The organism is Achromobacter sp. DH1f, assembly GCF_000633435.1.
GTDB classification, from domain to species: Bacteria; Pseudomonadota; Gammaproteobacteria; order Burkholderiales; family Burkholderiaceae_B; genus Achromobacter; species Achromobacter deleyi.
This window is the reverse complement of record NZ_AYMF01000006.1, coordinates 379,566-403,569: the sequence shown is the minus strand read 5'-3', so window position 1 is coordinate 403,569 and position 24,004 is coordinate 379,566. Positions and strand designations below refer to the sequence as shown.

Genomic DNA, 24,004 nt, shown 5'->3' with positions numbered 1-24,004 from the left:
GTCCGTTCAGTTGTAGCGGAACGTCGCGGTCAGCATGGCCGACCGGCCGGGCGCCACGTAACTGAACAGGCCCACGTGCGACGCCTCGTAGATCGTTTCGTCGGTCAGGTTGTTCAGATTCAGCTGCAGGCCGAAGTTCTTGTTGAACTGGTAGGCCGCCATGGCGTCGTAGCGCCAGTAAGACGGCAGCTGGTACACGTTGGCATCGTCGACGTAGCGCTTGCCGGTGTAGGTTGCGCCCGCCCCCACGGTCAGTTCAGGCAGGAACTTGTACGTGGTCCACAGGCTCGCGCTCTGGCGCGCGATGAACTTCATCTGCTTGCCGCTGAAGTCCGTGCCGCCGCTGGTGTAGTTCGTGACCGTCGGGTCCATGTAGCTGTAGCCCGCCCACACCTGCCACTTGCGGGTGATGGAACCCGCCGCGCTCAGTTCCACGCCGCGCACCCGGTTGCTGCCCGCCAAGGTGATGTCGCCCGTGAGCGGGTCGGCCGACCGGGCATCGGTCTTGCGGGTCTCGAACACCGCGCCGGTCAGCGACAGGCGCTCGTCGAACAGATCCCACTTGGTGCCCAGTTCGATGCTGCGGCTCTTTTCCGGCGCCAGCGCCGCGGTGGCCGAGGTCAGGCGGCCGCCCGCCGCACCGTCCGCGCCGCCCGACTGCCCGGCAGTTTCGCCGGACGGGTTGGACGAGGTGCCGTACGACACGTAGATGCTGCCATTGGGCGCCGGCTTGTAGACCAGGCCCAATTGGTAGTTCCACATGTCATCGGTACGGTCCGCGCCGCCGCTGGACACGCGGTAGTTGTCGTAGCGCAGGCCGACGTTGGTTTCCCATTGCTCGCTGAACTTGATCGTGTCGAACACGTAGGCCGCGCGCGTGCTGGTCTTGGCCGCGTCGTACTTGGGGCCCCATGCCAGGCTGCCGGTGTAGGCCTGGTGCGGATTCGGGCGGTACAGGTCATCGAGCAGCGTGCGGTCAAAGCCGCCGCTGGAAATGCCGTCGCGCTTGATGATCTTTTCGGTGCTGTATTCCAGGCCGGCCGCGTAGCTGTGGCGGATGGCGCCGGTGGCGAACTCGCCGAACAGGTCGGTCTGGTTGATGAACGACCGGTTGGTCTGGTTCAGCGTGCGCAAGGCCTTGCTGATCTGCAGGCCGGGCGCTTCGGTCGAGCACGGCGCCCTGCCATAGGCCGGATTGGGGCGGTTGCTGACGCGGGCCGCGCAATTGTCGAACGACGGGCGCGTCATCACGTATTCGTTGCGCGATTCGCTGTAGCGTGTGCCGTTGCGCAGTTTCAGCGAGTCGCTGAACTTGTGCTCGACCATCAGCGTGCCCATGTCGGCCTGGTTCTTGCGGTAGTCACGGCCGATCAGGCCGTAGTAATTGTCGCGGTCGACCTTGGGCGGCGTCACGCGACCCGGGCGCGATTCGTTCTTGAACGGAATGCCCAGGTCGGGCGTGTCGTCGTTCTGCAGGTGGTAGTAGCTGAGCGTCACCTGGGTGGGCGTGCCCAAGCCCCAGGCAAACGACGGCGCCACGCCCCAGCGGTCGGTCTCGACGTGGTCGCGGCCGGGCACGTCGCCACCTTGCTTCATCACGTTCAGGCGGAAGGCCGAGCTTTCGCTGAACGCCCAGTTGGCGTCGCCGGTCAGGCGCCAGTTGTTGTCCGTGCCATAGCCCACCGAGCCTTCGACGAAATCCTCGAGCTTCGGGCTCTTGCTGACCAGGTTGATGCTGCCGCCGGTCGAACCGCGGCCGGAATAGGCCGAGCTGGGGCCCTTCAGGATCTCGACCGATTCCAGGTTGAAGGTCTCGTGCGAGAACCGGCCCAGGTCGCGCATGCCGTCGACCATCATGTCGGTGCTGGCCTCGTAGCCGCGAATGAACGGCCGGTCGCCCGTCGGCGTGCCGCCTTCGCCGGCCCCGAAGGTGATGCCCGGCGCGGTGCGTAGCACGTCCATCAGCGAGGTCGCGGCGCGATCGCGCATCAACTGCTCGGTGATCACCGTGACCGAGCGCGGCGTGTCCAGCAGCGGCGCCGTCATCTTGGGCGACGAGGCGACGTTGGCTTCATAGCCATCGCTGACCGCCTGCCCCTGCACGTGCACGGGCGACAACTGGTGCACGGCGCCGGGCGCCGCGCTGCCCTGCGCCAGCACCAGCCCCGGGGACATCAGGGCGGCGCCGCACATGGCGGCATAAATCGTGGACGAGCCGGTACCTCCGGCATTGGCTACAGCCGATTCAGTCTTTTTCATGGGATTCCTGGGAACCTGCCCCGCGACAGGCTCCGCGACAACGTTCTGATTTTCTAGGAACGGCAATGATAGTTATTGCTATTCACCAATTCAACTAAATGTCAGAATTTATTCAGGAATCAGACAGAATTACGAAATTTCAGACAAAAATGATGCATCCGCACGACAACGTCATGCATTGCACCGTATCAAACAGGGACGGAATTTCAGTCAGCGTCGGCCAGAATGGCGGCAGACAGGCGCGGCAGCACCCGCAGGGCGTTGGCGGTCGTGGCCTGCGCCACCTGCGCAGGGGATAGGCCCCGCAGGTCCGCCAGCACCTGGGCGATGCGGACCAGTTCCCCGGGCCGGTTGCGCCGCTCGGGCGGGTGCAGCCAGGCTGGCGGTATATCCGGCGCATCCGTTTCCAGCACCAGGTGCTGCAGCCCCACGTCGGTGGCGTGGCGGCGAATCTGCAGCGCGCGCTCGTAGGTCATGGCGCCGCCCAGCCCCAGCGCAAAGCCCTGGTCGACAAAGGCCTGGGCCTGCTGGGCGCTGCCGTTGAAGGCGTGCGCGATGCCGCCGACGCGGTCATGGCGCCGCAGGTACTTCAGCAGGATGTCTTGCGATTTACGCACGTGCAGCAGCACGGGCAGCTTGAACTCGACGGCCAGCGCCAATTGGGCGGCATAGAAGCGTTCCTGCCGCGCCCGCGGTTCGCCGGACGCGATCTCGGGCACGAAGAAGTCCAGCCCGATCTCGCCGATGGCCACGAAGCGCGGATCGCCCAGGGCCTGCTTGACGGCGCTGCGCAGCGCGTCCAGGTCGTCCTCTGACGCCCGCTGCACGTACAGGGGATGGATGCCCAGCGCGTAGGCGCCGCCGGCCACCTGCGCGGCCAGGTCGCGCACCACCGAAAAATTGGCGCGTTCGACGGCGGGAATGACGATCGATTGGACGCCGGCCTCGCAGGCGTGCTCGGCGACCTGCCGGCGGTCGGCATCGAACTCGGCAGCGTCCAGGTGGCAGTGGGTGTCGATCAGCATGGCGGGGCCTCCTGGGAGGATTATCCCCCCGCCATGGGGCGGGCGGATACTGCCTGGGGCCGAGACGTCAGACGAGCCGGCCGTTTTCCATCAACAGCTGGCGATCGGCGCGCGCGGCCAGTTCGGGATCGTGCGTGACGATGGCAAAGGCCGTGCCCGATTCTTTGTTGACCCGGGTCAGCAGCTCGAACATGTTGTGCGCGGTATGGCGGTCCAGGTTGCCGGTGGGCTCGTCGGCCAGCACGCAGACCGGACGCGTCACCAGCGCGCGCGCCAACGCCACGCGCTGGCGTTCACCGCCCGACAACTGGCCGGGGTAGTGCCCTTCGCGCGCCGCCAGGCCCACCAGGCCCAGCACTTCGCGTGCCGCCTCGCGCGCCTTGTCGCGATTTTCGCGGCGCACGATGAGCGGCATGGCCACGTTGTCCAGCGCCGAGAATTCCGGCAGCAAATGGTGGAACTGGTACACGAAGCCCAGGCTGCGGTTGCGCACCGCGCTCTTGCGGGCTTCGGACAGGCCGACGGCCAACTGGCCATCCACCGAGACCGCGCCGCTGGTGGGCACGTCGAGCAAGCCCAGGATGTGCAGCAAGGTGCTCTTGCCGGACCCGGATGCGCCCACGATGGCCACCATTTCGCCGCGCGCCACCGTCAGGGTGACATTGCTCAGGACTTCGATGCGGGCCGGGCCTTCGTCATAGACCTTGACGATGTTGTCGGCATGCAGCGCCGGCGTCAGGGAATCAATCATGGCGCAGCACCTGTGCGGGTTGCAGGCGCGAAGCGCGCCAACTGGGGTACAAGGTCGCCAGCAGCGACAGCACCAGGGACGTCAGGCCGATGACCATGATGTCGCCCATCTGGGGGTCAGACGGCAAGGCGCTGATGAAATAGACCTCGCGCGGCAGGAAGTGCACGCCCAGCATGCGCTCGATGAAGGGCACGATCACGTCGACGTTGTAGGCGATGATGATGCCACCCACCACGCCCAGGAAAGTGCCGATCACGCCGATCAGGGCGCCCTGCACCAGGAAGATGCGGGCCACTTCGCCCGGCCCCGCGCCCAGGGTGCGCAGGATGGCGATGTCGGATTGCTTGTCCTTGACGGCCATCACCAGCGAGGACAGCAGGTTGAACGCCGCCACCGCGACGATCAGCGCCAGGATCAGGAACATCATGCGCTTTTCGGTCTGCACCGCCGCGAACCAGGTGCGATTGTTGCGCGACCAGTCGCTGGCCATGACGTACGGCGGCAGCACCTTGCGCAGTTCGGCGGCCACTTCGGGCGCCTTCTGCATGTCGGCGATGCGCAGGCGCACACCGGCGGTGCCGCTGTCGCGAAAGACCTTGGCCGCGTCGTCGTTGTCCACGAAGGCCAGCGACGAATCGTATTCATAGTGGCCCGACGAGAACACGCCCACCACCGTGAACTGGCGCATGCGCGGCGCGAAGCCGGCCGGGCTGATGGAGCCCTGCGGCGCCATCATCAGCAGCGTATCGCCCACTTTGACGCCCATGCCGTCGGCCAGCTCGTTGCCCAGCACCACGCCGAAGCCGCCCGGTTTCAGGTCGGTCAGCTTGCCCGAGACCATCTGGCGCGGCAGGTCCGAGACATTGCCTTCGGTGCCCGGATCGATGCCGCGCACCTGCACCCCGCGCAGCGCCTGCCCCCGCACCAGCATGCCCTGCGCCGCCACGAAGGGCGCGCCGGCCTTGACCTCGGGATTGCGCTTGGCCGCATCGGAGAACTGCTGCCATTGCTCCAATACGCGCTCGGGCGCAGCGCCGGGAATGTAGAGTTCGATGTGCGGCAGCACCGACAGCATGCGGTCGCGGACCTCTTTCTGGAAGCCGTTCATGACCGACAGCACCACGATCAGGGCGGCGACGCCCAGCGCGATGCCCGCCATGGAACTGGCAGCGATGAAAGAGATGAAGCGATCGCGGCGGCCGCCTCGCTGGCGGATTCGGGCCAACCCGGCATAGCGGGCGCCGATCCAGAGTTCGTAGGGTATTTTCAGCACGTGCGCATTATGGCATTAACCGACTGGAAAACCGCCCCGCGGATGTGGGATTGGACGACCAGCCGTGTCAACGTATGGCAATCGGGGCCGGCCTTAGTTCCCCGGGCGGCCAGCGACTACAATCGCGCCCATGCTGATCGTCATTCCGGGCGCCTTGCCCGCCCTTCCCGTTGCCGCCGAACTGGCCAAGCTCCTGCCCCAGCGCGCGCCCACGCTGCACCGCTGGCTGCAAGCCGCCAGCGCCCGGGTCCAGGCCCACGACATCCGCGCCTACGGCTGTACCCCCTTCGAATCCTGGCAGCTGGACCGGGCCGGCTACGCGCCCGAACCCGGCCTGCTGCAAGGCGCCGGCCTGGGCCCGCTGCTGACTGACGACTCGGCCGGCAATGGCCCCGTCTGGCTGGCCGAGCTGGTGCACCTGGCCCTGGGCACCGACCAGGCCACGTTGCTCGACCCGGCCCAGATGGACCTGCGCGACGAAGAAACCGCCGCGCTGCTGGACACCGCCCGCCCGCTGTTCGAAGGCACCGGTTTCACCGTCCAACCGCTGTCGGCGGCGCGCTGGCGCCTGCAACTGCCCGACGGCCTGCGGCCCCAGACCGCCAGCCCGCTGGCCGTGGCCGGCCTGCGCCTGAACGACTGGTGGCGCCAGGACACCGAAACCCGCCCCTGGCGCCGCCTGCTCAATGAAATCCAGATGGCCTGGCACGAGCATCCCGTCAACGACGCCCGCGCCGCGCGCGGCCTGCCGCCCGTCAATGCCCTGTGGCTGTATGGCGGCGGCACGCCGTGGCCGCAGCGCCCGGCCGCCCCCAGCGCGCACGTGCTGACCGCCCTGGACGCGCCGCAACGCGCGGGCGACTGGGCCGCCTGGCTCGATGCCCTGGCTGAACTCGATACGCAGCTGCAACCGCTGGCCGGCCCCAACGGCCTGCCCGCCACGCCCGCCGAACTGCTGCTGCTGGGCGACGACCGCAGCGCCGCCCTCACCCTGAAACCGCGCGGGGGCCTGCTGGGCTTGCTGCCCGCCCCCAAGAAAAACTGGAGCGCCTGGTGGTCTCACCCCGCTTAACCATCCGCCGGGCCGACCTGTCCGCCTGCCACGTCCTGGAAGCCTCGGGCATCCATCCCCTGCTGGCGCGCCTGTGGGCCGCCCGCGGCGTCACCCATCCCGACCAGACCAAGCTGGCCTGGCCGTCACTGTTGCCGCCCGCTGGGCTGACGCATTCGGCGCACGCGGCCGGCGTGCTGGCCGACGCCATCCAGGCCGGCAAGAAACTCTTGATCGTGGCCGACTACGACTGCGACGGCGCCACCGCCTGCGCCGTCGGCCTGCGCGCCCTGTCGGCCATGGGCGCCGACGTCGACTTCCTCGTGCCCAACCGCTTCGAGACCGGCTACGGCCTGTCGCCCGCCGTGGTCGAACTGGCCTGCCGCCACCGCAGCGGCAAGCCCGACATCATCATCACGGTGGACAACGGCATCGCCAGCGTCGACGGCGTGGCCGCGGCCAACGACGCCGGCATCGGCGTGGTCATCACCGACCACCACTTGCCCGGCGACACGCTGCCCGAGGCCCTGGCCATCGTCAACCCGAACCAGCCGGGCTGCGGCTTCCCGTCCAAGAACCTGGCGGGCGTAGGCGTCATCTTCTACATGATGCTGGCGCTGCGCGCCGAGCTGCGCCGCCGCGGCGTCTACGCGGCCGACGGCGGGCCGCGGCTGGACGCGCTGTCCGACCTGGTGGCCCTGGGTACGGTGGCCGACGTGGTCAAGCTGGACGCCAACAACCGCCTGCTGGTCACCCAGGGCCTGCAGCGCATGCGCAGCGGCCGCCTGCAGCCGGGCCTGCGCGCCCTGTTCGCCGTGGCCGGCCGCGAACCGCGCACCGCCAACGGCTTTGACCTGGGCTTTGCCCTGGGCCCGCGCATCAACGCCGCCGGCCGCCTGGCCGACATGAGCCTGGGCATCGCCTGCCTGACCACCGACGACGAAGCCCAGGCGCTGGAAATGGCGCGCGAGCTCGACAACATCAACCGCGAACGCCGCACCATCGAAGCCGAAATGCGCGAACAGGCGCTGGCCGCCATGGAAGAACCCAACGCCTCGGCCGGCGCCACGGTCTGCGTGTTCGACCCGGGCTGGCACCAGGGCGTGGTGGGCCTGGTGGCCTCGCGCCTGAAAGAAAAATTCTGGCGCCCCACCCTGGCCTTCGCCCCCGCGGGCGACGACGAGATCCGCGGCTCGGGCCGCTCGATTCCCGACGTGCACCTGCGCGATGCGCTGGACCTGGTGTCCAAACGCCACCCCAACCTGATCCGCAAGTTCGGCGGCCACGCCATGGCGGCCGGCCTGACGCTGGGCAAGGACGATTTCCCCGCCTTCGCTCCCGCCTTCGATGCCGCCGTGCGCGAACTGACCGGCCGCGACACCTTCGAACCCGTCATCGAAACCGACGGCTCGCTGGAATCGGGCTATGCCAACGCCGAAGTGGCCGGCATGCTGCAGCAGCAGGTCTGGGGCGCAGGCTTTGCCGCGCCGCTGTTCCTGGACGAATTCGTGGTGCGCAACCAGCGCCTGGTCGGCGAAAAGCACCTGAAGCTGTCGCTCGAACGCGGCCACCAGCGCTTTGACGCCATCTGGTTCGGCCACGACCAGTCGCTGCCGGAACACATCCAGGCGGCGTACCGGCTGGAGCAGAACGTGTGGAACGGGATGGTGTCGGTGCAGTTGGTCATCGAACACGCCGGCTAGAAAAGCAAGGGCGCTTCCCTCGGGAAGCGCCCTTGTCTTATCAAGCCCCGCGCGTTACTTGTTGACCAGCTTGGCCGGTTGCGCCAGCGCCACCAGCGCGCCCACCACCAGGCAGCCGGACAGCATGTACAGGCCGGTGTTGGTGGTGCCGGTCATATCCTTGAGCCAGCCCACCAGATACGGGCTGACGAAGCCGGCCAGGTTACCCACCGAGTTGATCAGCGCGATGCCGGCCGCGGCGGCGGTGCCGCCCAGCAAGGCGGTCGGCAGGCTCCAGAACAGCGGCAGCACCGTGCAGATGCCGATGTTGGCCACCGTCAGCGCCAGAATCGCCAGCACCGTGTTGCCGCTCCAGATGGCAGAGAACAGCAGGCCCAGCGCGCCGAACAGCGCCGGAATCGCCACGTGCCAGCGGCGTTCGCGGTTGCGGTCCGAGTTGCGCGCGATCAGGATCATGCCGATCACCGCGAACAGGTTCGGCACCGCGGTCAACAGGCCGATCGCCAGCGGGCTTTGCACGCCGGTGCTCTTGATCAGCGTCGGCATCCAGAACCCCACCCCGTACAGCCCCATCACGAACGAGAAGTAGATCAGTGCCATCGCCCACACCCGCGGACGGGTCAGCGCAGCGCGGATCGGCGGATCTTCCTTGTGCTGCTCTTCGGCCGCGATATTGCGGATCAGCACGGCCTTTTCGTTGGCGGTCAGCCACTTGGCCTTGTTGATGCGGTCGTCCAGGTAGATCAGCACCAGCACGCCGATGATCACCGACGGAATGCCTTCGAGCAGGAACAGCCATTGCCACCCGGACAGGCCGTGGTCGCCATGGAAGGTGCTCATGATCCAGCCCGAGATCGGGCCGCCGATCAGTCCGGACATCGGCACGGCCGTCATGAAGAAGGTCGTGATGCGGCCGCGGCGGGCGGCGGGATACCAGTAGGTCAGGTAAAGAATGATGCCCGGGAAGAACCCGGCTTCGGCCGCGCCCAGCAGAAAGCGCAGGAAATAGAACATGTGCACGCTGGACACGAACATCATGCAGGCCGAAATGATGCCCCACGTGATCATGATCCGCGCAATCCAGACGCGCGCACCCACTTTATGAAGAATGATGTTGCTGGGAATCTCGAACAGGAAATAGCCGATGAAGAATATCCCTGCGCCCAGGCCGTAGACCGTCTCGCTGAATTGAAGCTCCTGCAGCATCTGCAGTTTGGCAAAGCCCACATTGACGCGGTCCAGGTAGGCCACGACATAGCAAACCACCAAAAGCGGCACCAGCCGCCACCCCACCTTGCGGTAGATCCGGTCCTCCTCAGCCGCCGGGATCGCCGGCGAGACCCCGGGGGCCATAGTGTGTTCCATCAACGTCTCCTCCTCTAACGGGATAGGCCGGCTGGTTGCCGGCATCTTGCGCGGTCCCGGTCCCCGGACAGGGGACATATGGGCCGGCCACCAAGCCTAGAATCCCGCAGTTGACAAAAAACTGAACAACTCGCCCCTCTGCGCGCAAACCCCTAGAAGGCATTTCCGACCAATCCGTCCCCTTTCTTGCCACCCCGGCCCGCAAGCCGGCTCCATCCACGGTAAAATGCCAGGTTTCGCACAAAAGTCATCAGACAGGATCATCATGGAAGCCGAACGTCAGAACCAGCTCGCAGCCCGCCTCGCCGACTACGCGGAGCGCGAACAGGCTCTACGGAGGTATCTTTGACTACGATGCCAAAACTGAACGCCTGCAAGTCGTAAACGCCGAGCTCGAAGACCCGGCCGTCTGGAACGACCCCAAGCACGCCCAGGACCTGGGCCGTGAAAAGAAAGCCCTCGAAGACGTCGTGGAAACGCTGACCGGCCTGGGCACGGGCTTGGCCGACTCGAACGAACTGTTCGAACTGGCCGCCGCCGACAACGACGACGCCACGCTGGAATCCATCGAATCGGACGCCGACGCGTTCCAGGAAAAACTGGAAGGCCTGGAATTCCGCCGCATGTTCTCCAATCCGGCCGACCCCCTGAACTGCTTCCTGGACATCCAGGCAGGCGCGGGCGGCACAGAAGCGCAGGACTGGGCCTCGATGCTGCTGCGCCAGTACCTCAAGTACGCCGAACGCAAGGGCTTCAAGGCCGAGATCCTTGAAGAATCCGAAGGCGAAGTCGCCGGCCTCAAGTCCGCCACGATCAAGATCGAAGGCGAATACGCCTTTGGCTATCTGCGCACCGAAACCGGCGTGCACCGCCTGGTGCGCAAGAGCCCGTTCGACTCGTCGGGCGGCCGCCATACGTCGTTTGCCAGCGTGTTCGTCTACCCGGAAGTCGACGATTCCTTCGAAGTCGAAGTGAACCCCGCCGACCTGCGCGTGGACACCTACCGCGCGTCCGGCGCGGGCGGCCAGCACATCAACAAGACCGACTCGGCCGTGCGCCTGACCCACATACCCACCGGCATCGTGGTGCAGTGCCAGAACGACCGCTCGCAGCACCGCAACCGCGCCGAAGCCATGCAGATGCTGAAATCCAAGCTCTACGAGCTGGAAATGCGCAACCGCATGGCCGAACAGCAGAAGCTGGAAGACTCCAAGACCGATGTGGGCTGGGGCCACCAGATCCGTTCCTACGTGCTGGACCAGAGCCGCATCAAGGACCTGCGCACCAACGTCGAAATCTCGAACACGCAGAAAGTGCTGGACGGCGACCTGGATCCCTTCATCCAGGCCAGCCTGAAGCAAGGCGTCTGAGTTTCCCGCTAGTTCCGCCCACCGCACCCAGAGGGTCCACGAATGTCTGACACCATCGCAATTCTCACCGGCGCTTCGCGCGGCATCGGCGCCGCCATGGCGCGCGGCCTGGTCAAACCGGGCACGCGCCTCTTTACCCTGGCGCGCCGCGAAGACCCCGAACTGGCCGCCTACGCCCGCTCGCAGGACGTGCAGCTGGAACAGCTGTCCGTGGACCTCTCCGACCTGGCTGCGGCCGATGCCGCCGCCCAGCGCATCTGCGGCGCCCTGCCGCGCGACGCGCGCCGCTACCTGCTGATCAACAACGCCGGCACCGTGCACCCCGTGTCCGGTACCGACGCGCTGATCGACGGCCCGGCCATCGCCGCCGCCTTCAACCTGAACGTCACGGCCGTGATGCTGCTGACCGCGCGCTTCCTGGCCGCCGTCGAAGACCTTGCCGCCGACCGCCGCGTGCTCAACATCTCGTCCGGCGCGGGCCGCAACCCCACCGCCGGCTGGGGCGTCTACTGCGCCACCAAGGCCGCGCTCGACATGTACTCGCGCGTGGTCAAGCAGGAACAGGGCGAAAGCGGCGCGCGCATCGTTTCGCTGGCCCCCGGCATCGTCGACACCGACATGCAGGCCGCCATCCGCTCCAGCAGCGTCGAGAGCTTCCCGGCGCTGGCCAAGTTCCAGGACTTCCACGCCACCGGCAAGCTGTCCTCGCCCGCCAACGTGGCCTCCCGCATCCTCGCCTACCTGGACCGCGACGATTTCGGCACCACCGAAATCGACGACATCCGCAATTACGACTGATCCCCGACCATGACCGACCACACGACCGCTCCGGCAACCGCCCAGGATGAAAACCGCTTGATCGCCGAACGGCGCGCCAAGCTGGCCAAACTGCGCGAAACCGGGGTCGCGTATCCCAACGATTTCGTTCCCGACGCCCGCGCCGCCGCCCTGCACGACAAGTACGACGGCGAGGAACAGGAAGCCCTGGCCGCCGCCGCCGTCACCGTCAAGGTCGCCGGCCGCATGATGCTCAAGCGCGTCATGGGCAAGGCCAGCTTCGCCACCCTGCAAGACAGCACCGGCCGCATCCAGATCTACCTGGACCGCGGCACGCTGGGCGAAGACAACTACGCCGCGTTCAAGCAATGGGATATCGGCGACATCATCGCAATCGAAGGGTCGGTCTTCAAGACCAACAAGGGCGAACTGTCGGTGCACGCCGCCACGGCGCGCCTGCTGTCCAAGTCGCTGCGTCCGCTGCCGGACAAGTTCCACGGCGTGGCCGACCAGGAACTGCGCTACCGCCAGCGCTACGTCGACCTCATCATGACCGACGCCACGCGCCGCACGTTCGAAGCGCGCAGCAAGGCCGTGGGCAGCATCCGCCAGTTCATGCTCAACGCCGGCTTCCTGGAAGTCGAAACGCCGATGCTGCACCCGATCCCGGGCGGCGCGGCGGCCAAGCCGTTCGTCACGCACCACAACGCGCTGGACATGGAAATGTTCCTGCGCATCGCGCCCGAGCTCTACCTCAAGCGCCTCATCGTCGGCGGATTCGAACGCGTGTTCGAAGTCAACCGCAACTTCCGCAACGAAGGCGTCAGCCCGCGCCACAATCCGGAATTCACGATGATGGAATTCTATGCAGCCTTCGCGGACTACCGCTGGCTCATGGACTTCACCGAAGAACTGATCCGTCAGGCCGCCATCTCGGCCACCGGTAGCGCCGTGCTGACCTACCAGGAACGTGAGCTGGACCTTTCCAAGCCGTTCGACCGGCTGACCATCTGCGAAGCCATTCTCAAGTACGCGCCCGGCTACACCCAGGCCCAACTGGACGACCCCGCCTTCGTGCGCACCGAACTCAAGAAGTTCGGCGTCGATGCCGACGGCCCGGTCCTGGCACGCGCCGGCCTGGGCGCGCTGCAGCTGGCGCTGTTCGAGGAAACCGCCGAAGCCAAGCTCTGGAACCCCACCTACATCATCGACTACCCGGTCGAAGTCTCGCCGCTGGCGCGCGCCTCCGACTCGCGCGAAGGCATCACCGAGCGCTTCGAGCTGTTCATGACGGGCCGCGAAATCGCCAACGGCTTCTCCGAACTGAACGACCCCGAAGACCAGGCCGAACGCTTCCGCTCGCAGGTCGAGGCCAAGGACGCCGGCGACGAAGAAGCGATGTACTACGACGCCGACTACATCCGTGCGCTGGAATACGGCATGCCCCCCACGGGCGGCTGCGGCATCGGCATCGACCGCCTGGTCATGCTGCTGACCGACAGCCCCAGCATCCGCGACGTCATCCTCTTCCCGCACCTGCGCCGTGAAGACTAAATCGCGCGCCGCATCATGATCTTCAAGATCCTGATGCTGGCCGCGGTCGTGGCCGCGTTGTTCTACATGGTGATGCCGCCACGGCGCGGCCGTGGCGGCTATGCCGCAGGCCCGGCGCCCGTGCGGCGCTCGCCGCTGTTCATTGCCTTGTGCCTGGCCGCCGCGCTGGGCCTGTCGGGCGCGCTGATCACCGCGGTGATCTGGATGGGCAGCGTCGCCGGTGGCGTCACCGGCGGCGGCTATCACGGCGAAGCCGACTTCCTGCTCACCATTGCCGGCGCCCTGCTGGCCATTGCCATCGCCTGCGGCGTCGGCGCCTTCTTCAAGCGCCGCGGCTGACGCGGCGCTTCTCCTTCTCACAAACCGCTACGCGCGGCGCAAGGCTCCGGCCAGGCGCCGCATGGCCGTCTCGATTTCGTGGGCGCTCAGCGACGCGTAGCCCAGCAGCCACCCCTGCTGTTGCACCGGCCCCGCATACAGGCGGCTCAGCCCTGGCAACGCCACGCCGGCCGCGGCCGCCCGGCGGATCGTGTCCGCCTCGGACCAACCCGGTTCCAGCAGGCAGGGAATCTGCAATCCCCCTTCGGGCCGCACCGCCCGTGCCACGCCTTGCAAGTGGCGCGCCACCGCGTCCAGCATGACCTCGCGCCGCGCCGCATACAGCTTGCGCATGGCGCGCACATGCGAGTTGTAGTGCCCATCGTCCATGAAGCGCGCCAAAGTCAGTTGCAGGATCTGCGGCGTGTGCCCGTCGACGATGCTGCGCGCGCGGCTGAAGGCGTCCACCAGTTCCTCGGGCAACGCCATGTACCCCATCCGCAACCCCGGAAACAGCGTCTTGCTGAACGTGCCGAGATAGATCGTACGGCCGTGTTTGTCCAGGCCCTGCACACAGGCGGTCGGCAAGCCGTCGTAGTGGAATTCGCTGTCGTAGTCGTCTTCGATGATCCACTTGCCGGTTTCGCCGGCCCAGCGGGTCAATTCCAGCCGGCGCGCCAGCGACAGCGTCGCCCCGGTGGGGTATTGATGCGACGGCGTCACGTAGACGCAGGCGGCGCCGCTGCGGTCGGCGCGTAGCAAGTCCGTGCGAATGCCCTGCGCGTCCACGTCGATCGGCACGATGCGGGCCTCGGCGAATTCGAACGCCTTGCGCGCGCCAAAGTAGCCGGGGTTCTCCAGCAGGATCGGCTTGCCGGCGTCGGCCAGCAGCTGCGCGCACAGGAACAGCGCCTGGCGCGTGCTGCTCAGCACCACGATCTGACGCGCCGTCACCTTGGCGCCGCGTTCCAGGTTCAGATAGGTGGCAATCGCCTTGCGCAGCGGCTCGGCTCCCTGCGGATCACCATGCAGCAACACATGGCCGCGATGTTCCTTGAGCACCTGGCGTTGCAGCCGTTCCCAGACCTCGGTGGGAAACGTCCGCGTCTCGGGCAGCCCGGTGGCGAACGGCTGGATCGCCTGCTGGTCGGCCACGCCGCCGCTATCGAAGATCGAACGGCCTCGCCGGCTCAGGCCTTCGCCAGGCGCGGCTACCGTGGCTGCGCGTGGCGGGGCCTTGACGCGCCGGCCGGCCGCCCCGCGCAGGTCCGCGCCGAGGGTGGCGGACACGTAGCTGCCCGAGCCCTTGCGACGGGAAATGAAGCCGTCACGGTGCAGCTGCACGTAGGCATTTTCGACGGTGTCCCGCGCTACGCCCAGCGACTGCGCCAGGGTACGCGTCGCGGGCAGCTTCACACCCGCGCCCAGCGCCCCGTCCAGGATCAACGCCCCCAGCGCACGCTGGATGCGCTGGTGCAGGTCCAGCCATTGAAGATCCGCATCGGCCATGCGGATCTTCAGGGTTTCCAGTTCGAATGCCTTGCTCATGTGGTCTGCCTGAAAGCCGCACAATGAAGTGTCGCGGCAGGCCATTCTAGGGGGCAGAACCCTCGCCTGCAATGCAGACAGCCGAAATAAGTGGTCTGGTGGTATCTAAAAAAGCATAGGGCCTGGGTAGTCCATTACGGCGCTATAAAACGACTTTCCCTCCAACCTCCCCCTCTCCAGGCCGGCCCCTACGCCATGTCTTCCCCCGTATCCCGCCCCGCCCTGCAATGGCGCGACCTTCTGCATCCCGTCGTCGCCGGCCTCATCTCGGTCATCGTCAACTACGGCGGCACGTTCATTCTGGTATTCCAGGCCGCCAAGGCGGCCGGCCTGGACCCGGCCCATACCGCCTCGTGGGTCTGGTCCATCTCCATCGGTGTGGGCGTCACGGGCATCCTGCTCAGCTGGGCCACGCGCGAGCCCATCATCACCGCCTGGTCCACACCGGCCGCCGCCTTCCTGATCACGGCCCTGGCCACCACACCATACGCCGAAGCCGTGGGCGCCTACCTGATCTCCGCTGCCGCCTTCGTCGTGCTGGGCCTGTCCGGCGGCTTCGAGAAACTCATCCGCCTGATTCCGCCCGGCGTGGCGGCGGGCCTCCTGGCCGGCATCCTGCTGCCGTTTGGTATCGGCGCCTTCGGCGGCATCAGCCTGGACCCCTTGCTGGCGGGCTGGCTCATCCTGGCCTATGTGGTGCTCAAGCGCTTCACGGCCCGCTACGCCGTGGTCGGCATCCTGGTGTCGGGCCTGGCCCTGCTGCTGCTGCAGGACCGTGTCGACCTGTCTGCCCTGACACTGACGCTGGCCGCGCCCGTCTACACCTCGCCCGCCTTCTCGCTCAATGCCGCGCTCAGCGTCGCCTTACCGCTGTTCCTGATCACGCTGACGGGCCAGTACATGCCCGGCATGCTGGTGCTGCGCAACGACGGCTTCAAGACCCGCGCCAATGGCATCGTCACGATCACGGGGCTGGGGTCGCTGCTGATGGCGCCCTTCGGGTCGCACGCCTTCAATCTGGCCGCGATCACGGCCGCCATCTGCACCGGCCGAGAATCCCACGAAGACCCGTCCCGGCGCTGGGTGGCCGGCATCGCGGCGGGCGTGTTCTATATCGTCGTCGGCATCTTCGGGGTCACGCTGGCGGCGGTCTTCATGGCGTTGCCCGCCACCTTCATCACCACGCTGGCCGGCCTGGCCTTGCTGGGCACCATCGGCGCCAGCCTGGCCGGCGCCCTGGCCGACGCCAAGACGCGCGAGGCCTCGCTGATCACCTTCCTGGCCGCCGCGGCCAACATCAAACTGTTCGGCATCGGCGGCGCGTTCTGGGGCCTGCTCATCGGTCTGGCCGCCCACGCCCTGCTCAACGGCCGCCTGCCGACGCGCACCCGCTACACTGACACATCCATCGCCGCCCCCGCGGCCGCCAAGGACATGGTGAAGTAATGCAACCCGACCTGCCCCCCACCGACGACACACAGACCCGCCATGACCAGCACGGCCGCTATCCGCAGGCGCTGACCGTCGAAGATTTCCAGCACAACCTCGCCGCCGTGCACGCGCGCATCCAGGCCGCCTGCGAGCGCGCCGGCCGCGACCCGCGCGACGTGCGTCTCTTGCCCGTCAGCAAGACCATGGACGAATCCCGCATCCGGCTGGCCTACGCCGCGGGCTGCCGGCTGCTAGGCGAAAACAAGGTGCAGGAAGCCCAGCGCAAATGGGAAGGCACCACCGACCTGACCGACCTGCGCTGGTCCGTCATCGGCCATCTGCAGACCAACAAGGCCAAGGTGGTCGCCCGCTTCGCCAGTGAATTCCAGGCCCTGGACAGCCTGCGCGTGGCCGAGGCGCTGGACCGCCGCCTGCAGGCCGAAGGCCGTTCGCTGGATGTGTTCGTGCAGGTCAACACGTCCGGCGAACCCAGCAAGTATGGCCTGCCCCCCGAAGAGGCCGCCGCCTTTGTCCGCGCCATGCCGGCATTCACCGCACTACGCGTGCGCGGGTTGATGACGCTGGCGCTGTTCTCCAGCGAAGCCGTGCGGGTACGCCAGTGTTTCGTGATGCTGCGCGGCCTGCGCGAGCAATTGCGCCAGGACGCGCCCGCGGGCGTCGCGCTGGACGAGCTGTCCATGGGCATGTCGGGCGACTTCGAAATCGCCATCGAAGAAGGCGCCACCGTGGTGCGCGTGGGCCAGGCCATCTTCGGCGCTCGCGCCTTGCCGGACAGCCATTACTGGCCCACCGGCGAATAGCCGAACCGCCCCTTAGCCCAAGGGCCAGCGGCCAGCTTCTGGCGGCAGGCCCGGCAGGCTGGCCACCAGCATTTCGTCGATGAACGCGGCGGGCGCCAGCCGGCCGTCCGGCTTGTACCACTGGACTGTCAGGTTCATGGCGCCCAGCACGCAACGCTTGATCACCCGGGCGTCGCCCCGCAGCAGGCCCGCCGCCACCGCCGCCGCCACCACCTGCTGCCACATCGCCTCGTAGCGGTCGCTCAAGCCCTTGACGCTAGCCTGGCTGGGCGCCGACAGACTGCGCCACTCGTACACCAGCGCATTCATCGCGTCGCCGCCGGCGCCATGCAGCATGCTCCACATATGCACCCGGAACAACGCCGCCAGGCGGTCCGCTGGCGCCTGGTAGTGATCCAGCGCCTGGCGGCCGCCGTCCAGCACTTCCTGGATGCCATTGTTCATCACCGCCACCAGGATTTCCTCTTTGCTGCGGAAATGATGGAACAGGCTGCCCGACTGCAAACCCACGGCCCGCGCCAGTTCACGCACCGTCGTACGTTCGTAGCCATGCTGGCGAAAGAGGCGTCCGGCCGTCAGGATCACCTCGTCGCGGCGCAGCGATTCCGCCCCGTCCTCGTGGCTGGCCGGTACGTCCCTGGCTGGCCGGCTCATAAGCGTTCGATCACCGTCGCAGTCGCCATGCCATGGCCGATGCACATGACCTGCAAGCCGAACTGGCCGCCCGTAGCGCGCAGCCCCGCCAGCATCTTCGCCATCAGGCCCGCCCCCGTCGCGCCCAGCGGATGGCCGTGGGCGATGGCACCACCCCACGGATTCACGCGCGCCGGGTCGGCATCCAGGCTGCGCTGCCACGCCAGCACCACGCTGGCAAAGGCCTCGTTGATCTCGATCCAGTCCATGTCCTGCAAGCGCAGGCCGGCACGGGCCAACGCCTGTTCGGTGGCAGGAATCACGCCGGTCAGTTGCAGTACCGGGTCCGAACCGACCGCCACGCGGGCGCGAAAACGCGCCTGCGGACGCAGGCCGTCGGCCAACGCCGCCTGCCGGTCCGCCAGCAGCACGGCGGCCGCGCCGTCGGCCAACTGGCTGGCCTGGGCGGCGGTCACATTGCCCTGACCCGGCGGGCGCAAGGCCGGCGCCAGCGTGGCCATCTTGGCCGGGTCCGCCCGTTCGCGGATGCCTTCGTCGCGCAGCGGCAGCCCCGCCGGCCCCGCCAGCAGTTCGCTATGCCGGCCTGCCGAGGCCGCCGCCCAGGCGCGGGCATGGCTCTGCACCGACCACGCATCCATCTCGGCGCGCGTCAGCCCCCATTGTTCGGCGATGCGTTCCGCGCTTTCGATCTGATGCACCAGCGGATAGCGCTGCAGCAGCCCGGGGTTCAGCGAATCGAACCCGCGAAACTCACCCTGCCCCAACGTCACGTCCAGGAACATCGGCACGCGGCTCATGCTTTCCACCCCGCCCGCCACGACATAACGCATGTCGCCCGCGGCAATGGCCTGCGCCCCCATGTGCACCGCCTGCTGGCTGGACCCGCACATGCGGTTCAGCGACAGGCCCGGCACCGTCTCGGGCAAGCCCGCCAGCAGCGCCGCCAGGCGGCCGATATTGGCGCCCTGCTCGCCGGCCTGGCTGACGCAGCCGGCCAGCACGTCCTCGACCTGGCCAGGCGGCAGGCCGGCCCGCCCCAGCAAGCCCTGGATGGCATCAGCCAGCAAATCATCGGGCCGCCTGTCGGCCCAACGGCCGCCACGCCGCCCGAAGGGCGTGCGCACGGCCTCCACAATCACCGCTTCGTTCATGCCGCTGCCTCCTCGGCGTACAGCCGCTCGATATCGTCCGCATAGCTGCGGTAGATGCTGGCGCGCCGCACCTTCATGGTCGCGGTCACCTCGCCATCGTCGTGGTCCAGTTCCTTGGTCAAGAGATGAAAGCGCTTGATCTGCGCCACCGGCGCCAGCCCGGTATTGGCGCGCGCCACCTCGCCCGCCACCAGCTCGCGCACCTCTGCGCATTCGGCCAGCGACCGGAAATGCGTAAAGGCGATGCGCCGCGATTCCGCCCATTTGCCCACCGTGTCGAATTCCAGCTGGATCAATGCTGCGACAAAGCGGCGGCCATCCGCGATGATCACGCACTCCTTCACATAGGGGCTGCTCTTGACCGCATTCTCGATTTCCGACGGCGTCAGGTTCTTGCCGCCGGCCGTGATCATGATGTCTTTCAGGCGATCGACGATGCGCAGGCGTCCGTCCTGCACCGCGGCCACGTCGCCCGTGTGCAGCCAGCCGTCCCGCACGGTATCCGCCGTGGCCGCCTCGTTCTTGTAGTAGCCGGCAAACACCATGTCGCCGCGCACCTGCAGTTCATCCGCGTCGCCCAGGCGCCAATCGACCCCCAAAATCGCCTCGCCCACCGTACCCACTTTGACCCGGTCCGGATGCTGGCCAAAGATCATGCCCGCCGATTCGGTCAGGCCATACACCTCGACCAGTGGCACACCGATCGTGCGGAAATACCGCACCACGTCGGGGGCAATGGGAGCCGCCCCCGTCATTGCCACCCTGACCCGACGCAGGCCGATGAAATTCTGCAAGGCTCGCAGCACCAACACGTACCACAGCGCATAGGTCAGCCTTTCGCCCACGCTGCGTTGCCGCGCCGATTTTTCCAGGAACGGCGCGCAGGCCACCAGCGCCCGCCGATACAGCCATTGCTGCAACCGGCCCGCTTCCTGCATCTTGATCGAAATCGACGCGTGCAGCTTTTCCCAGATGCGCGGCACGCCCAGGAACACCGTGGGCGCCACTTCGCGCAGATCTTCCTGCACCGTGCGGATCGACTCGCCGAAATTGACCTGCGCCCCCAGATAGATCGGCACGAAGGTCGACAGCATCTGCTCGGCCACATGGCACAGCGGCAGGTACGACAGGTGCACGCTGCCGGCATCCATCGACAGGCGGTCGGCGATGCCAGGAGCCACGCCGCGCATGTTGCGGTAGCTCAGCATCGCGCCCTTCGGCTTGCCCGTGGAGCCGGACGTGTAGATCATCAGCCCCAGGTCATCCAGCTGCTGCGTGTCCAGCCAGGCATTGAGCGCCTCCAGCCCGTCGGCCTCGCGCCGCAGGCCTTCCGCTTCGAGTTCGGCGAAGGCAACGATGCGCGCACGTTCGCCGGGCGGATACGAGCGCAACCCCTTGGTTTCCATCACTACAATGCGGCGCAAAAGCGGCAGCCGGTGCGCCACCTGCAACACCTTGTCGGTCTGTTCCTGGTCTTCGCACACCACCAGCTCGACGTCGGCATGTTCCAGCACGTAGCCCATTTCCTCGGCCGGGCTGGTGGCGTACACCCCCACGGCCACGCCGCCCACCGCGCCCGCGCCCAGCTGCACCAGCAGCCATTCCAGGCGGTTGTCGGACACGATGGCCACCCGGCCGCCGCGAGACAGGCCTTCGGCCTGCAAGCCCAGCCCCACGCGGCAGGCCCGCTGCCAGTACTGCGCCCACGGCACCGGCTGCCAGATACCGAAGTCCTTCTGCCGCACGGCAATGCCGGCCGGCTGGCGGCGCGCCTGTTCGCGCAGCATCTGCGGCAAGGTCAGCGCCGGCCAGAGACCGTCCGCCGGCCGCGAAGCATCGGGCGCCGTCATGACAGCCAGCGCTTGCGGCGCTTGTAATGCTTGATATCGCGAAAGCCGCGGGCCTCGCCCGAGCCGCCCACGCCCAGGTAGAACTCGCGCACGTCCGGGTCCGCCGCCAGCTTGTCGGCTGTGCCGTCGATGACCACCTTGCCCGTTTCCATGATGTAGCCGTAGTGGGCCACCGCCAGCGCCACCGACGCGTTCTGCTCGACCAGCAGCATCGACACCCCCTGTTCGCGATTGATCCGGGCAATGATCGAAAAAATCGTTTCCACCAGCATCGGCGACAGCCCCAGCGACGGTTCGTCCAGCAGCATCAGCTTGGGCTGCGCGATCAGCGCGCGGCCGATCGCCAGCATCTGCTGCTCGCCGCCCGACAGATAGCCCGCCAGGCCGCGGCGACGCTCGTGCAGCCGCGGAAAATAGCCATAGACCAGGTCGAAATCCACCTTGGCGCCGGGCCGCCCGGTCAGCGCATAGGTCGCGGCCACCAGGTTCTCTTCCACCGTCAGGTCCTCGAACACGCGGCGCCCTTCCATCACGTGCGCCAGCCCCGCGCGCACCAGGTTCTGCGGCCGCGCGCCCGCCGTATCGCCGCCATCGAACGCGATGCGGCCGCGCACCAGTTCGCCGTCCTCCAGGTCCAACAGGCGCGACACCGCCTTCAGCGTGGTCGACTTGCCCGCGCCGTTGCTGCCCAGCAGCGCCACGATGGCGCCCGTCGGCACCGACAGCGACAGGCCGCGCAGCACCTGCACCGCCTTGTTGTAGACGACCTCGATGTTGTTGATGTCCAGCACCGCCGCAGGCGGCGCTGGCGTCGTTGCGACGATTCCGGGTATCACGGCCGCCTCACTGCAGCACGATCCAGTCCGACGCCGGCACCATCTGCTTCTGCTTGGTGTCCGCGCGGTAGATCCGGCCCACGGGAATGGAATTGCCCTTGATCGAGATCGGCACGCCGATCAGGCCACCGGTGTCGAAGTCCTTGATGCCTTCCAGCGCGGCCTTCATGTTGGCGCTGGTCAGCTCTTTACCCGCATCCAGCGTGCGCTTGGCGACTTCGGTGAACAGCATCGCGGCCAGAAAGCCCTGCATGTAGCCCGTGCTCTGGTACTGCGGCCGCATTTCTCGGATCTTCTTGAGCATCGGCGCATCGGCCGCGTCGTCATAGTAGTAGCGGTAAGGCATCACGCCCATGAAGCCCTCGGCATCCTCGCCCATCTGCATCACGGTGGAATTGTCCATGGTCCAGAACGTGCCCATGTAGCGCGTCTTCAGGCCCATGCGCTTGCCCTGGCCGACGAATTCCGGAATCGGCGCCAGCACGTAGCCATGGAAAATCGTGAAGTCCGGGTCCGCGCGGCGCAGCTTGATCACCTCGGTCGATACATCCACGCTGCCGGGCGGCGTCATGATCTCGGTGGCCACCGTCAGCCCCAGCTTCTGCGCCACCGCGCGCGAACTCGCAATCGGGTCGCGTCCGAACTCGGTGTCCGAATACACGAATGCCACCTTGGCCCCCGGCTTTTCCTTGGCGATATAGCGCAGCAGAATGCCGAACATCTCGGTGTAGTCCGGCCCCAGCATGAATTGCGCCGGATACTTGGCCGGGTCGTTCAGTTCGGTGGCGAACGAGGCGCCCGTCATGAGGATGCTGCCCGCGCGGTTCAGTTCGGCATTGATGGTCTTCGAAAACCCGGTCGAATCGCCGTAGTAGAAATTCACCTTGTTCTGGCTGGTGATCTTCTTGAAGGCCGCCACCGAGGCATCCACCTTGTAGGCCGTGTCTTCCGGCACATAACGCACCTTGCGGCCCTTCACCCCACCCTGGTCGTTGATGATCTTCACGTAGTCGGTGATGCCGGCATGAATGCCCTGCCCAGCAAACGCGAACACCCCGCTCAGCGGAATCGAGCCGCCCAGCACCAGGTCTTCTTCGGCGTGGGCCGCGGGCGCGGCCGCCATGGCCATCGCCACGCCCAAGGGCGCCAGCAACTTCGATAAACCGCTGCCTATCCGGATGCGCTTCATGTTGATGTCTCCTGGTTCTCTGGGTGCGCGGCCGCCGTCTACGTGCGGAATGGCCACAAGTGGAAGTAACGGCGCACGCGGCGCCAGATTTCCGCGAGCCCGTGCGGCTCGAAGATCAGAAAGCCCACAATCAGCAGGCCGAATACGATCGTGCGTACGGGCGAAATCAGGCTCAGGGCATCGCCCCCCACCGGCAGCCAGCCCACGATCAGCTTGAGCAGTTCGGGCACCATCGTCATGAACACGGCGCCCAGGATGGAACCCAGGATCGAGCCCATGCCGCCCACGATGATGGCAGCCAGAAAGAAGATCGACATGATCAGCGGAAAGCTCTCCGGCGTGACCACGCGAAAGAAATACGCCCACAGACCGCCTGCCACCCCGGCATAGAACGACGACAGGCCGAACGACAGCAGCTTGTAGCGCAGCAGGTGGATGCCCAGCACTTCGGCCGAGATATCGCGGTCGCGGATCGCGATGAACGCCCGGCCGATGCGCGTACGAAACAGATTGGCCGCGCCCAGCACCATCAGCACGGTCAGCGGCACGATCAGCCAATAGATCTTGAACGACGTGTCCAGATCCATGCCCAGGATGCGGGCGGGCGGCACCTGCAACCCGCCGGTGCCGCCGGTGAACTGCCAGTTGGCGAAGACGAAATGCGCAATGAACGACGCTGCAATGGTCGATATCGCCAGGTACAGCCCCTTGACGCGCAGCGACGGAATACCCACCAGCAGGCCGCCCAGCATCGCCACCACGCCCCCGCCCAGCAGATTGACCAGCACCGGCGTACCCAGGCGCAGTTCCATCACCGCCACCGTGTAGGCGCCCAGTCCCATGAAGGCCGCCTGCCCCAGGCTCACCAGCCCCGTGTAGCCCGTCAGGATGTTCAGGCCCGTCGCGCTGGCCACATTGATGGCCACCAGGCAGGCCAGGTACAGCCAATAGGCGTCCGCCATGAACGGGAACAACACCAGGGATGCCGCCAGCAGCGCCAGCCACAGGCGCTGCGTGCGGGTATCGAACAGCGCCTGGTCGGCCAGGTATGTCTCTTTCGCGGTCGCGATGCGCATCG

General features: G+C 67.0%; 20 protein-coding genes. 8 read left to right on the top strand and 12 right to left on the bottom strand.

What is annotated here, in order from left to right:
- Window positions 1-6 precede the first annotated feature (6 nt).
- The 4 genes from U858_RS0104665 to U858_RS0104650 form a co-directional block, all read right to left on the bottom strand.
- A complete protein-coding gene (locus U858_RS0104665; protein WP_025136025.1) occupies window positions 7-2,259 on the bottom strand; it encodes a TonB-dependent siderophore receptor in 2,253 nt (750 codons plus the stop codon).
- A 206-nt stretch (window positions 2,260-2,465) separates the two neighbouring features.
- Window positions 2,466-3,284, bottom strand: coding sequence for a TatD family hydrolase (locus U858_RS0104660; protein ID WP_025136024.1), 819 nt, complete (start codon window positions 3,282-3,284; stop codon window positions 2,466-2,468).
- Window positions 3,285-3,351: 67 nt separating this feature from the next.
- Entirely contained in the window at window positions 3,352-4,035 is a 684-nt protein-coding gene (locus U858_RS0104655) for an ABC transporter ATP-binding protein (RefSeq protein WP_025136023.1), read from the bottom strand.
- A complete protein-coding gene (locus U858_RS0104650) occupies window positions 4,028-5,260 on the bottom strand; it encodes a lipoprotein-releasing ABC transporter permease subunit (RefSeq protein ID WP_025136022.1) in 1,233 nt (410 codons plus the stop codon). Before U858_RS0104650 ends, U858_RS0104655 begins: the two co-directional genes overlap by 8 nt.
- A 178-nt stretch (window positions 5,261-5,438) precedes the next feature.
- On the opposite strand from U858_RS0104650, the gene U858_RS0104645 reads away from it, so the two are divergent.
- Window positions 5,439-6,380: a hypothetical protein gene (locus tag U858_RS0104645; RefSeq protein ID WP_025136021.1), complete on the top strand. Its 942-nt coding sequence runs from the start codon at window positions 5,439-5,441 to the stop codon at window positions 6,378-6,380.
- Window positions 6,362-8,062 carry a single-stranded-DNA-specific exonuclease RecJ gene (gene recJ, locus U858_RS0104640; protein WP_025136020.1) on the top strand — a complete coding sequence of 567 codons (1,701 nt, stop codon included), beginning with the start codon at window positions 6,362-6,364 and terminating at the stop codon, window positions 8,060-8,062. Before U858_RS0104645 ends, recJ begins: the two co-directional genes overlap by 19 nt.
- Window positions 8,063-8,116: 54 nt before the next feature.
- On the opposite strand, the gene U858_RS0104635 is transcribed toward recJ, so the two are convergent.
- A complete protein-coding gene (locus U858_RS0104635) occupies window positions 8,117-9,427 on the bottom strand; it encodes an MFS transporter (protein WP_025136019.1) in 1,311 nt (436 codons plus the stop codon).
- 265 nt (window positions 9,428-9,692) lie between these two features.
- Here U858_RS0104635 and prfB point away from each other — a divergent pair.
- From prfB to U858_RS0104615, 4 genes are all read left to right on the top strand, one after another.
- A protein-coding gene (prfB, locus tag U858_RS0104630; RefSeq protein ID WP_115596926.1) for a peptide chain release factor 2 occupies window positions 9,693-10,797 on the top strand; the annotation gives its coding sequence in 2 pieces (ribosomal slippage) (window positions 9,693-9,773 and window positions 9,775-10,797; 1,104 coding nt in all).
- 42 nt (window positions 10,798-10,839) lie between these two features.
- The gene (locus tag U858_RS0104625; protein ID WP_025136017.1) at window positions 10,840-11,595 is read left to right on the top strand and encodes an SDR family oxidoreductase; all 756 of its coding nucleotides are present in this window, start codon (window positions 10,840-10,842) and stop codon (window positions 11,593-11,595) included.
- Window positions 11,596-11,604: 9 nt separating this feature from the next.
- A complete protein-coding gene (gene lysS, locus U858_RS0104620) occupies window positions 11,605-13,128 on the top strand; it encodes a lysine--tRNA ligase (RefSeq protein WP_025136016.1) in 1,524 nt (507 codons plus the stop codon).
- A gap of 15 nt (window positions 13,129-13,143) precedes the next feature.
- Complete coding sequence (locus tag U858_RS0104615; RefSeq protein WP_025136015.1) at window positions 13,144-13,467, top strand: hypothetical protein; 324 nt, start codon at window positions 13,144-13,146, stop codon at window positions 13,465-13,467.
- A gap of 27 nt (window positions 13,468-13,494) precedes the next feature.
- Here U858_RS0104615 and U858_RS0104610 read toward each other — a convergent pair whose 3' ends face one another.
- Window positions 13,495-14,994: a PLP-dependent aminotransferase family protein gene (locus U858_RS0104610; RefSeq protein ID WP_025136014.1), complete on the bottom strand. Its 1,500-nt coding sequence runs from the start codon at window positions 14,992-14,994 to the stop codon at window positions 13,495-13,497.
- 195 nt (window positions 14,995-15,189) lie between these two features.
- On the opposite strand from U858_RS0104610, the gene U858_RS0104605 reads away from it, so the two are divergent.
- Together U858_RS0104605 and U858_RS0104600 are read left to right on the top strand one after the other, a co-directional pair.
- A complete protein-coding gene (locus tag U858_RS0104605; protein ID WP_025136013.1) occupies window positions 15,190-16,440 on the top strand; it encodes a benzoate/H(+) symporter BenE family transporter in 1,251 nt (416 codons plus the stop codon).
- Entirely contained in the window at window positions 16,440-17,246 is an 807-nt protein-coding gene (locus U858_RS0104600; RefSeq protein ID WP_029953530.1) for a YggS family pyridoxal phosphate-dependent enzyme, read from the top strand. The genes U858_RS0104605 and U858_RS0104600 overlap by 1 nt, the downstream gene beginning before the upstream one ends.
- A 12-nt stretch (window positions 17,247-17,258) precedes the next feature.
- On the opposite strand, the gene U858_RS0104595 is transcribed toward U858_RS0104600, so the two are convergent.
- The 6 genes from U858_RS0104595 to U858_RS0104570 are packed head-to-tail and all read right to left on the bottom strand — an operon-like array spanning window position 17,259 to window position 24,002.
- Window positions 17,259-17,900 (bottom strand): TetR/AcrR family transcriptional regulator, encoded by a 642-nt coding sequence (locus U858_RS0104595; protein ID WP_025136011.1) that lies wholly within the window; start codon window positions 17,898-17,900, stop codon window positions 17,259-17,261.
- Window positions 17,897-19,051: a thiolase family protein gene (locus U858_RS0104590; protein WP_025136010.1), complete on the bottom strand. Its 1,155-nt coding sequence runs from the start codon at window positions 19,049-19,051 to the stop codon at window positions 17,897-17,899. The genes U858_RS0104595 and U858_RS0104590 overlap by 4 nt, the downstream gene beginning before the upstream one ends.
- Window positions 19,048-20,901 (bottom strand): long-chain fatty acid--CoA ligase, encoded by a 1,854-nt coding sequence (locus U858_RS0104585; RefSeq protein WP_025136009.1) that lies wholly within the window; start codon window positions 20,899-20,901, stop codon window positions 19,048-19,050. The genes U858_RS0104590 and U858_RS0104585 overlap by 4 nt, the downstream gene beginning before the upstream one ends.
- Window positions 20,898-21,692 (bottom strand): ABC transporter ATP-binding protein, encoded by a 795-nt coding sequence (locus tag U858_RS0104580; protein ID WP_025136008.1) that lies wholly within the window; start codon window positions 21,690-21,692, stop codon window positions 20,898-20,900. Before U858_RS0104580 ends, U858_RS0104585 begins: the two co-directional genes overlap by 4 nt.
- Window positions 21,693-21,744: 52 nt before the next feature.
- Window positions 21,745-22,926: an ABC transporter substrate-binding protein gene (locus tag U858_RS0104575; protein WP_025136007.1), complete on the bottom strand. Its 1,182-nt coding sequence runs from the start codon at window positions 22,924-22,926 to the stop codon at window positions 21,745-21,747.
- A gap of 38 nt (window positions 22,927-22,964) precedes the next feature.
- Window positions 22,965-24,002 carry a branched-chain amino acid ABC transporter permease gene (locus U858_RS0104570; RefSeq protein ID WP_025136006.1) on the bottom strand — a complete coding sequence of 346 codons (1,038 nt, stop codon included), beginning with the start codon at window positions 24,000-24,002 and terminating at the stop codon, window positions 22,965-22,967.
- Window positions 24,003-24,004: the final 2 nt, after the last annotated feature.